The sequence below is a fragment of the Zavarzinella formosa DSM 19928 genome (assembly GCF_000255705.1).
In the GTDB taxonomy this organism is placed as follows: Bacteria; Planctomycetota; Planctomycetia; order Gemmatales; family Gemmataceae; genus Zavarzinella; species Zavarzinella formosa.
In genome coordinates, this window is the sequence record NZ_JH636439.1 from 1,178,046 (window position 1) to 1,189,033 (window position 10,988).

At 57.6% G+C, this 10,988-nt stretch carries 9 protein-coding genes; 3 read left to right on the forward strand and 6 right to left on the reverse strand.

What is annotated here, in order from left to right:
- Nucleotides 1-46: 46 nt before the first annotated feature.
- Nucleotides 47-1,279 (reverse strand): protein kinase domain-containing protein, encoded by a 1,233-nt coding sequence (locus BGIM_RS0105635; RefSeq protein ID WP_020468822.1) that lies wholly within the window; start codon nucleotides 1,277-1,279, stop codon nucleotides 47-49.
- Between the two features lie 188 nt (nucleotides 1,280-1,467).
- On the opposite strand from BGIM_RS0105635, the gene BGIM_RS0105640 reads away from it, so the two are divergent.
- Together BGIM_RS0105640 and BGIM_RS0105645 are read left to right on the forward strand one after the other, a co-directional pair.
- Nucleotides 1,468-1,851, forward strand: a complete 384-nt coding sequence (locus tag BGIM_RS0105640) for a hypothetical protein (RefSeq protein ID WP_157368628.1) — start codon at nucleotides 1,468-1,470, stop codon at nucleotides 1,849-1,851.
- Between the two features lie 141 nt (nucleotides 1,852-1,992).
- Nucleotides 1,993-3,000: a nucleoside hydrolase gene (locus tag BGIM_RS0105645; protein WP_202947220.1), complete on the forward strand. Its 1,008-nt coding sequence runs from the start codon at nucleotides 1,993-1,995 to the stop codon at nucleotides 2,998-3,000.
- Nucleotides 3,001-3,310: 310 nt separating this feature from the next.
- Here the strand turns inward: BGIM_RS0105645 and BGIM_RS0105650 are convergent, their stop codons facing one another.
- Both BGIM_RS0105650 and BGIM_RS0105655 read right to left on the reverse strand, forming a co-directional pair.
- Nucleotides 3,311-5,731 (reverse strand): phosphoketolase family protein, encoded by a 2,421-nt coding sequence (locus BGIM_RS0105650; protein ID WP_020468825.1) that lies wholly within the window; start codon nucleotides 5,729-5,731, stop codon nucleotides 3,311-3,313.
- The gene (locus BGIM_RS0105655; RefSeq protein ID WP_020468826.1) at nucleotides 5,728-6,891 is read right to left on the reverse strand and encodes an acetate/propionate family kinase; all 1,164 of its coding nucleotides are present in this window, start codon (nucleotides 6,889-6,891) and stop codon (nucleotides 5,728-5,730) included. The genes BGIM_RS0105650 and BGIM_RS0105655 overlap by 4 nt, the downstream gene beginning before the upstream one ends.
- A 356-nt stretch (nucleotides 6,892-7,247) precedes the next feature.
- On the opposite strand from BGIM_RS0105655, the gene BGIM_RS0105665 reads away from it, so the two are divergent.
- Nucleotides 7,248-8,015 carry an RNA polymerase sigma factor gene (locus tag BGIM_RS0105665; RefSeq protein WP_020468828.1) on the forward strand — a complete coding sequence of 256 codons (768 nt, stop codon included), beginning with the start codon at nucleotides 7,248-7,250 and terminating at the stop codon, nucleotides 8,013-8,015.
- Between the two features lie 89 nt (nucleotides 8,016-8,104).
- Here BGIM_RS0105665 and BGIM_RS0105670 read toward each other — a convergent pair whose 3' ends face one another.
- The 3 genes from BGIM_RS0105670 to BGIM_RS0105680 all read right to left on the reverse strand — a co-directional run bounded on the left by BGIM_RS0105670 (nucleotide 8,105) and on the right by BGIM_RS0105680 (nucleotide 10,851).
- A complete protein-coding gene (locus tag BGIM_RS0105670; protein ID WP_020468829.1) occupies nucleotides 8,105-9,130 on the reverse strand; it encodes a hypothetical protein in 1,026 nt (341 codons plus the stop codon).
- A 99-nt stretch (nucleotides 9,131-9,229) separates the two neighbouring features.
- Nucleotides 9,230-10,369, reverse strand: coding sequence for a glycoside hydrolase family 88 protein (locus BGIM_RS0105675; protein ID WP_020468830.1), 1,140 nt, complete (start codon nucleotides 10,367-10,369; stop codon nucleotides 9,230-9,232).
- A gap of 53 nt (nucleotides 10,370-10,422) precedes the next feature.
- A complete protein-coding gene (locus BGIM_RS0105680; protein ID WP_020468831.1) occupies nucleotides 10,423-10,851 on the reverse strand; it encodes a GNAT family N-acetyltransferase in 429 nt (142 codons plus the stop codon).
- Nucleotides 10,852-10,988 lie beyond the last annotated feature (137 nt).

Below are 10,988 nucleotides of genomic sequence, written 5' to 3' on the forward strand. Positions count from 1 at the left end.
ATCAGACGATGCGCCAAATCGGCTGCTTGTCAAGGAAGGAAGAAGTTTAACCCAAGGCCCTGGCAAAGGCCGCCACATCGGCATGGCGGTCCTCGGGGTTAATCGTCATCGCCCGTGCGAGCGCGGCGGCCATCGGGGCCGGGGTGTCCGGCCGGAGGCGGGTGACCGGCGGGGCGGGTTCGGTCAGCAGTTTGCGGAACAGGTCGGCGTGGTTCGCCGCCGTTCCGTGCGGGTATTCTCCGGTCAGCAGAAAATAGATGGTTGCCCCCGCCGAGTATTGGTCCCCGGCCGGTTTCACCGTGCGAAAATCCCGCACCTGCTCCGGAGGCATGAATGCGGGGGTGCCCATCGACCGGCCGGACAGTGTCAGTCCGCTCAATGGCGAATCTTGATAGGCTCTCGCCAATCCGAAGTCGGCCACTTTCACCATCCCGTCGTCGGCGACCAGCACATTGCCGGGCTTGATGTCCCGGTGGATGTATCCGGACCGATGGGCGTGGGCGATTCCCGCCAGCAAGCCATTGGCGATCCGTTTCACCTCGGTGATCGGAAGTTGCCCGCCCCCTTTCTTCGCCTCTTTGACGCATGTGGAGGCATCCCGGCCGCGAACCAACTCCATCACAAAAAACAACACGCCGTTTGCTTCGCCGAGTTCCTCGAAGCCGACAATGTTCGGATGCGACAACCGCCGCAGGATGTCGGCTTCCCGAATGAACCGGCTAATCATGTCCCCGGTCGGGGAGACGGCCGGTTTGATCGTCTTCAGGGCCACTTCCTTGCCGTCCGACTCGCGGACGGCCCGATACACATCCCCCATCCCGCCGCCGCCAAGCCAGTCGGTGACCACATACCCGCGAAACATTGGGGGAACATTCCCCGAAAGTCGGCCCGTGGAAGGGAGCCCGGCACTGGATGACTGTGAGATGGTGGGAGCCTCGCCAGTGACTGCCAATTGCTCGGGAAGCGAGCGTGTGGCATCCAATCCGGAGAGCGTGACACGGAGTTTGGAAGTTCCCACTTCGATGACATCGCCATCACGAAGAACGGAATCGCGGATTTTCTGGCCGTTTACCTTGGTCCCGTTGCGGCTTCCCAAGTCGGTCAGTTGGGCCATCGGCGGGTTGAATTCGACCAGAAAATGAACACGGGACAAGTAATCATCATTGGGCAGGCTAAAGACGGCATCTTGCGAACGGCCGACGAGAAACGTGGAATGTTGATCGTAGGTGAACGACTGTCCGGCGAGCGGGCCGGCGACGACGGCGAGAGTGATCGACATGGATTTCTCATCACTTGGGACTCCGGGAGATTATACACGTTACCACCGGTGTCTTCATGCTTGCGTTCGCCGGCCGGATGTCCGATATTGGTGAAATTGGTTGGGTGAATTCATGCCGTCCGCATGATCGGGGAAACAGTCTTCAACCACCGTTGTGGCATTGCCTGTTTGTCGCTTGGAGAATTGTCATGGACTTGGAGAAATTGAAGCACAAACTGCTCAACGACAAACAACTGGCGCCTGTCTATGATTTTTTTCTCAATCATGGGTGCAACCCCGAGTTCATTGCCTTGGGCACGGCGTGCATCCATCCGACGCTGAAAGATATCCTCGACAAGATCGGCGAGCAAATCTCCCCCAAGGAAAGCATCCGCGATTTGCGTCTCATTCGCATGGCTGAAGAGCAATTCGTTCACGGCTCTTTCACTCTGGGAGGACAGCTTGGCGGAATCATTTTCTTTGAAGACTGTCACACCGGCCTGGCTGCCGTGCCAACCATGCCTCCGTCGGTCGAGATGAAGTACGCCCGATTCTCGCTGAAACCGATGACCTTGGACCCTTCACGGAATTGACGACGTGAAGAATCCACTCCTTCGTGAGCAACCGGATATTCGGCCAAAAAGCGGTCTTCCACATTCATGGCGATTGCTTAAAACTTGCCGGGTGAGTGGAAGCGTATTTTGAACGATTCGATGCCCCTGCGAGACCAAACCATGAAATTGTTTGTGATCATCGTTACTCTGGCCTTGGCGTTCGCTCCGGCAAGGGCCGCTGAACCGGTTCGGTTGATTTTCGACACCGATATCGGCAACGACGTGGACGATGTGTTGGCGCTGGGGATGATTCATACCCTCCAGACACGGGGAACGTGTGACCTCATCGCCGTCACCGTCACGAAAGATCACGAACTCGCGGGGCCGATGGTCGATGTGGTGAATTATTTTTACGGTCGTCGGGGCATCCCGATTGGCGTGGTTCGAGGCGGGGCTACCCGTGACGAAGGCAAATTTCTTGGCATGACTCGTGAGAAGGACGGGGACCGGCTCCGATATCCGCATGATCTGAAGCGGTCGATTGACGCCCCGGATGCCGTGACCGTTTTGCGGAAGGTTCTGGCCGACCAACCGGATGGCTCCGTTGTGATTGCCCAAGTCGGGTTCGCCACCAATCTGGCCCGCTTGCTGGAATCTCCGGCCGACACGGTCAGCCCGCTTACTGGCAAGGAATTGGCGGCCAAAAAGGTCAAATTTGTGTCCGCGATGTTTGGGGCTTATAAAGTCGGCGGGCAGAACGCTCACCGAGAATACAACGTGACCGAAGATTTGCCCGCGGCCAAAAAGTTCGTGGCCGACTGGCCGACTCCAATTGTGTTCAGCGGTTTCGAGGTGGGGCAGACCGTTACCTATCCGTCCGTCAGCATTGAAAAGGATTTCAGTTATGCGAAGCATCATCCGCTGGCGGAGGCTTATCGCCGATACAGCCCGCCGCCCCATGACCGGCCGTGTTGGGATTTGACCAGCGTGCTGTACGCCGTTCACTCAGATCGGGGTTACTTTGGATTGTCCGAAACGGGCCGCGTGACGGTCGGGAACACCGGGCTGACAGAATTTGCCCCGGCGGTCGGCGGCGCCCACCGCTTCCTCACCGTGTCCAAGGAACAGGCCATTCGTTGCCGGGAGGCGTTTGCTTTCCTCGCCAGTCAGCCACCGGCTGGCAAGTGAAATCAAATTAGCAAGCCAAGAACTCAATCACTATCGATCTTGGGAGAACCAAACCCGCGCATTTGCTGATTATCCCCGCGTAAATCTTTCATTGCGTCATCGTACCAAGGTTTGCCACCGTCCGAGACGCAACCAGTCATTAGAAGTGAAAGGACGACTATCGCGCATAAACGTCGCATGTTTCCCCATCCTTTTCATCCCGTCAAGAAATGCCCCCGGCGAGTTCATAACTGCTTCCAATTTGACGGGCAATACCAATCCTACAATCTGAAAGTGGCTTGGATGACGCAATTTTCCGGCCTTCCGCGTTCTACTGATCTCCCGCCGTGTCCGTGGCCGCCGCACTGGCCTTGTTGACGCGGCCAGACCAATGCCAGTCGGCGATTTCCGGCATGTCGGTCCCGTGTTCGCAGATGTATCGCGTATGTTCGGTCAGTTTGTCTCGAATGATTGTTGCGACGTCCGCCGCCCGTTCGGCCAGCCCTGGTACCCGGCGAATCACGTCCAGCGTGAGGTTGAACCGGTCGATCTGGTTCCGGACGCACATGTCGAACGGCGTGGTGGTTGTCCCTTCTTCCTTGTATCCCCGGACGTGCATGTTTTCGTGGTTTGTCCTCCGATACGTCAGGCGGTGGATCAGCCACGGATAGCCGTGGAATACGAAGATGTTCGGCTTGTCTTTGGTAAACAAGGCGTCAAAATCCGCGTCGGTCAGTCCATGCGGATGTTCGGTGTGCGGTTGGAGTTTCATCAGATCGACGACGTTCACCAGACGCACTTTCAGATCCGGCAGGTGTTTCCGCAGCAGGCTGACGGCACCAAGGGCCTCCAATGTCGGCACATCCCCGCAACAGCCAATCACCACGTCCGGGTCGATGCCGCCGTCGTTGGAAGCCCATTCCCAGACACCTACCCCGGCGGCACAGTGGGCCTCGGCCTCGGCCATCGTCAGCCACTGCGGGGACGGTTGTTTCCCGGCGACCACCACATTGACATAGTTGCGGCTGCACAAGCAATGGTCTGTGACACTCAGAAGCGTGTTCGCATCAGGCGGCAGATACACGCGGACGATCTCCGACTTCTTGTTCACGATGTGGTCGATGAAGCCCGGATCTTGATGGGAAAACCCGTTGTGATCCTGCCGCCAGACGTGCGAACTAAGCAGGTAGTTGAGGCTGGCCACCGGCCGGCGCCACGGGACTTCGCGGCACACCTTGAGCCATTTCGCATGTTGATTCACCATCGAATCGACGATGTGAACAAAAGCCTCGTAGCAAGAGAAAAAACCGTGTCGGCCCGTGAGCAAATAGCCTTCGAGCCACCCTTGGCATTGGTGTTCGCTGAGCATTTCCATTGCCCGGCCGTCGGGCATCTCGTGTGTTCCGTCGGTCGGATCGAGTTCGCCGACGAAGCAGCGCCCGGTCACCTCCAAAACATCTTGCCAGCGGTTTGAGGCCAGTTCATCCGGGCTGAAGACCCGGAAATTCCCGGCCTCCGCGTTCATCTTCATCACATCACGCAGGAATTTTCCCTGGGTGCGGGTGGCGGCATCGTCCGTTGAGCCGGGAGACAGGACGGCGACGGCATACTTCCGGTAATCGGGGATTTGCAGGTCACGAAGTAACAGGCCGCCGTTGGCGTGCGGGTTCGCCCCCATGCGCCGTTCCCTCGTCGGCGCCAAACCCTGCAATTCGGGCTTCAACCGGCCGGTGTCGTCGAACAACTCATCGGGGTGGTAGCTCCTCAGCCAATTCTCCAAAATGCGCACATGCTCGTCGGAAGCCATGTCGGCCATTGGCACTTGATGACTGCGCCAAGAGCCTTCGGCCTTTTTGCCGTCCACTTCTTTCGGGCCGGTCCAGCCTTTGGGTGTCTTGAGAACAATCATCGGCCACGTCGGCCGGCTTTGGAATCCGTTTGCGCGGGCGACTGTTTGTATTTGTTTGATGTCCGCGACAACGACATCAAGCGTCCGAGCCAGTTCCCGGTGGACGGTGGCCGGATCGTCTCCTTCCACAAAATGGGGGGCGTAGCCGTAGCCTTCCAGGAGCTTGTGGAGCTCCTCGCGCGGGATGCGCGCGAACACGGTGGGATTGGCGATCTTGTAACCGTTCAAATGCAGGATAGGCAGCACGGCTCCGTCGCGGGCCGGGTTCAGGAATTTGTTGGAATGCCACGATGTGGCCAGCGGCCCGGTCTCGGCTTCGCCGTCGCCGACCACGCACGCGACCAGCAAATCCGGGTTGTCGAATGCGGCTCCGAAGGCGTGGGAAAGGGCGTATCCGAGTTCGCCCCCTTCGTGGATTGATCCCGGCAGTTCGGCAGTGCAATGACTGCCGATGCCGCCGGGAAAACTGAATTGCTTGAACAGCCGGCGCATCCCGGCCGCATCTTGGGTGATCGCCGGATAGACTTCGGAGTATGTTCCTTCCAAATAAACATTCGCCACAAGTCCCGGCCCGCCGTGGCCGGGGCCGGCGACATATAGCACATTCAAGTTGTCCCGCTTGATGAGGCGGTTGAGGTGGGCATAGACAAGGTTTAACCCCGGCGTGGTGCCCCAATGCCCGAGCAATCGCGGCTTGATGTGCGACCGCTTCAACGGCTCCCGAAGCAACGGATTGTCGAGCAAATAAATTTGCCCGACGGACAGATAGTTGGCCGCCCGCCAGTAGGCATCCAGCAACCGCAGTTCATCATCAGAGGGCAGGGTGGTCGTCTGCTCATTCATGGGTGTTGTCCTTTGGCGGTGATGCGGAAGATGGTGCGTGCAATCATTGACTCTTCGTCCGTCGGGATCACGCGGACCATCACGGGGCAGTGGGAGTGGGCTGTCAGGAGCGATTCGTTCTGCTCATTCGCCGCGATGCCAATATCGATCCCAAGAAATGCCAGCCCGTCACAGATTCGGGAGCGAATCTCCGGGGAATGTTCGCCGATACCGCCGGAGAAGACAATGGTGTCCAGACCGCCGAGTGCCGCCGCCATTGCGCCGATTCCCTTTCGGACTGAATGGCAATATAGGTTGATCGCTTCTTCTGCTCTTGGGTCTGTGCCGCTTCGGGAGACGAGGTCTCGCATGTCGGCCGTGGTTTCGGACACCCCCAGCAACCCGGACTCGCGGTTGACGAGGGCGTCAAGCCGGTCGGCCGTCAGTCCTTCGGTTCGCATCAGATGCAGCAGCACGCCGGGGTCCAAATCGCCGGTGCGGGTGGCCATCATCAAGCCGCCGGTCGGCGTCAGTCCCATTGTGGTGTCGATGCAACGGCCACCTTTGACAGCCGCCAGACTTGAGCCGGCGCCGAGGTGGGCAAGGATGATCTTGCTGCTCGCCTCTTCCGGCCCCGCCTGTCGTTCCAGTTCTTCGAGAAGGTAGGCAAACGAGAGGCCGTGGAATCCGTACCGACGAACGCCGGCCGATTCGTACCGGCGGGGGATTGGAAGTTGTGAGGCGACGCGAGGAAGATTCTGATGGAAGGCCGTGTCGAAGCAGACAACATGCGGCATGTTCGGCAACCGCGCGGCCAAGGCTTCAATGAGCCGAATTTCCGAAGGCAAATGGTTCGGGGCGAATGGAATCGCGGCCTTCAGGTCGGCCATCAATGCGGGCGTCACCAGTTGCGGGTCCACGTGTTTTGGGCCGCCATGAACGACCCGATGCCCGATGGCGGAGATGCGGCCAAGTTCGTTCGGGCCACCAAGCCATTCGAGCAATCCTTGGACTTCCTCATCGTGGCTCGCTTCGGAAAGCGGTCGCCGTTCGATGGCTCCGGATCGAATCCGCACCGGTGGCGTCCCCGCTTCAAACAGGGCGAACTTGACACTTGACGAACCGCCGTTCACGGTGAGGACGAGGCTTCCGGTCGCCATGTTGACGGAGTCGATGGGCATTCGTCATCACCTGTATGGTGGGTGAAATCATGCCGCCCGGTTACTTGGAAGAACCGTATTCTGCGGCGTTAAGCAACATCGTCGGCGGCCAGTGTACATGCCACGCCCACCCTGATGAGATCGTTTCCGAATCGGCATTTGATGTCAACATAGGCGAACATCACTGGTCTTCACACCAAAACTTGGTTTGGGCGCGACTAACAAGTCTACCCGTGCCATCCTGTTTTGGGTGATGAAGAAAGGGTGAAAACTCGGCGGCCCGTCACCCCGGTTGAATCCGGAGAGGCATCTCGCCGGAATCGTGATATAATCCGGCTCATTCTCCCTCATGTGAAAATCCACGCCGAGGCGACGCCATGCCCGGAACCCCCGCTCCTGAAAACGGCCGACTGGACGCCATTACCACTCGCTGGAGTCTGATTCGACAGGCACATTCCGACGGCAAAACCCGCGATGCGGAGACGGCCCGCGGCGTGCTGGTGCTGCGATATGCCAAGGCTGTGCGGGGCTACGTCGGCGGGATGCTCAAGAACCGGGAAGATGCGGATGAACTGGCGCAGGAGGTCGTCGTCCGGCTTCTCAAGGGAGATTTTGCCGGGGCCGATCCAACCCGAGGCCGATTTCGCGATCTGCTAAAAACCGCCGCCCGGAACATGGTGCGGAATCATTGGGAAAAACAATCCCGCCGTCGGCCGGTCGATGCGGATTTGGGCACGGTGGCCGAATCCACGGCGGCGACCGACCCGTGGCTGGCTTCCTGGCAAAAGACCGTCCTCGATCACGTGTGGGCTGCGCTTCGGGAGGTCGAGAAGGCAAACCCCAAGAACCCGGCCCACACGCTGATGAAACTGCGAACAGACTTCCCGAACGACAGCTCCGAACAACTGGCCGACAAACTCGGCAAGAAACTCGGCGCCACCATCCGGGCCGACACCTGCCGGCAAATCCTCCGACGCGGCCGCCTGAAATTCGCCGAATTACTCATCGAAGAAGTAACCCTTGGCCTCGACGACCCAAACCCCGGCCGGATCGAAGAGGAACTGGCGGCGTTGGAATTGCTGGATTATGTGCGCGACTTCCTCCCGGCCGATTGGAAGCAACGCGGGGAATTGATGAAGGAGTAATGGCCGGACGAACGCCACTTGCAAAATGTCGCATTGATTGGCTAAACCTCACGAACGTGTCTCGCTGTACATTGAAGCAAGATACATATTCACTTCGCTGGTCGTCCGGCGGCGCCACTGACAGTTTTATACTCAAGTTTGGAAATACTAATTTGCGAGTTGACGGTATAAAGCAAAATAGTCTTTTCGCCCTTGAGCTGTCGGAAATCCGGAATAAGTTTGTCAAGCGGACCGGCATAGTCGACAATTTTCCGCAACTCTTTGTCCATCCTTTTTTTTACCCAAATCCGAGCAGATTCCTTGCGGACAGATATTTCAACATTGATGGGTGTTTTAGCCGGGAAAAGTCGTTCGGCCTTTTCAGCAATCGCCCCGCCCGTAACCCAATCCTTCCCGTCTTCTTGTTTATAGTAAAGCCCAGATCTGTATCCCGAGTCCGGCCAGCCATCAAATATCATGAAAAATCGGTTGTTCTTGCTCTTTAACCCAATAAGAATGGCGTCGTTTCCGGCAAGGCGTTCGATGGTGATTTGAATGTCATATTCATCACCCAGATCAAAAGGCAGTTCATAAAAATCTTCTCCAACCAACGACCCACCTTTGAGGACGTATTTTCCTTTTGGTTTGTCGCCTGATCCGATCATCTGTGCAAGTAAATTGACGGCAACAGGGCTGCTCAAGAACCGCTGCTTTTCTTTCAAGAGAGCCTCGTAATTCGCCGCGTCTTTTTTATCCAGATACACTTTGGCGACTTCGTTGATGACTTTCGTGAAGTCTGCCGTCGCTTTGCTAATTGCCTCGTCGTATTTTCGCACAGCGTTTTGAAGGGCGACGGTTTTGGGCATGACTCCTTCCCTTTCAAACGCTTCTTGTTCCTTGGTCAGAGTTTCGATCTTCGCGAGCTTCGCCGCATCCGATAATTCCTTGGTGGTTCCGATTTTTAACTTGGCTTGGGTAATCGCATCAATCAAAGTAGCCGAGGCGGCGTCATGTGCCGCCGTATAACTCTTTTTCGCTTGATTTACTTGTAACTCGACCCGCTCATCTTTAGGAATTGGGTCGGCGGCGATGGTTGGAACAGCGAATAGCAGGGCCGCCACAAGAACTCTGGTCATGTGATAAGTTCCCAAGTTGATGATTGAGGAATGATTTTAACTGACTTTATCCAAATTGCACGTCGGAATCGGCATCCGAATCCAGCAAAAACCGGGCACTCACCAAGCCGCTTCGCTTTTGCCGGCGATCACTTTCACCAACGCCTCGACGAAGAAATGTTCTCCCCAAGCGACCGACTCATCCACGCCCAGGTTCTTGTGGAAATGGTAGACACCGTGTTTGAGGATTCCCTCCCATTCGGGGGTGGAGCGGGCGAGGAATTCATCTCCGCATAATGTCTCCATCGCGGTCAGGGCGGCAAGGCGGTATTTTTCCTTGTCCGCGTTATCGGAAACCAATTCCGACAGATCCCATAATCCACTTGCGGCGATGGCCCCGGCTGAACTGTCCCAGAGGCGCGGGCCACCCTCGGGGATGTCGAAATCCCACCACGGAACCATGCCGGTGGCGGCGGCTCGTTTCAGGTAATAGTCCGCGCATTTCCGGGCGATGGCGAGAAACTCCGGTTCGCCACTGAGACGGTAAACGGCCGTGAATCCATACAAGGCCCATGTCAAACCGCGCGTCCAGGCAGAGTTGGCGGCGTAACCCTGATGGGTGGTCTCCCGCAGAAAATCCCCGGATTGCAGGTCGAAAATCCCTTCATGAGCGGTGCTACCATCGGGGCGCACAATGGTGGCAGCCGTTGTGCGGCAATGCTCCAAGGCGATCTCCCGTAGGGCGGGACTGTTGGTTTCGCGGACAGCCCACAGGATGATGCCTACGTTCATCATGATGTCGATGAAGAGAGACTCCGGGGCCACGAACGACCGGAGATAGCCCCCTTTTTCCCGTCGCAGGGCCAGCGTGCGGCCGGCGTCGATCAGCACTTGCCGGCGTTCTTCGCTCGGTTCCAACCGATGCCAGCGGAGATAGGTGGAGAAGAACAAGAAGCCCAGATCGTGAACCGTGCGATCAAACCGTCTGGGAAGCAATGCCCGGCTCAGATCTTCGGCGGGTTGTCGCCATTCGGCTTCACTGGTATGTTTGTGCAATAGCCAGAGAATTCCGGGGAAAAAGCCCTCACACCAGTGCGTCCAACGTTCTCCCTCGCGGTTCCATTTGCCGCCAACAGTGTACATGGGCGTGTAGCCCGGATGGTCCCGCAGAACCCGGCGGCACTGGTCTTTGACAAATTCGAGGGAGTTGCCGAACGTCGGCAGGAGTTTCAGTCGAAGGGCGTCGCTGGAAAGAGTCATTAGTCCCGAACCACAGGAAAAGGAACTTTCGTGGGGTTCAGATTATGGGGCGGTCACTTCAAGTCGATCCGCATCCCGTTGTCATGTCGGCGGAAGCCGAGCCGGGTGTAAAACGTCAGGTTATCGTCGCTACAACTCAGGATTACTTTGTAACACCCGGACAACCGGGCCAGTTCGACCAGTTCGCGAACAACCGCCGAGCCGACGCCTTTGCCCTCATGATCGGGATGAACGGCCACATCCTCGATGTGTCCGATGGTCCCGCCCCGGTGGATGAACTTGTGTTCGAGAATCAGGCTGGCGGTGCCGATCACCCGATCCCCCGTCACGGCAACGACCGTGCGAACCCCGGCGGCATTCCGGCCCCGCCAGATGCGCACGGCTTCCTCGGGCGTGAGGTCCACCGTCGTGAGATGGCTGAGCGTTTCCAGAAAACCATTCTGAAAATCGTCCGCTTGAAGTGGTCGCAGCAAGAAACTCATCAGTTTACGTCCCTTCCTTGAGGGGAAAGCCGCTTGAACCATAGCACATTCTCACGAATCCGATCAGGTGAGTTTCCTATTCATTCGGATACAGGGCCATTCCGTTATTCAACGTGGGGGATGCCGATAAGCTCCCG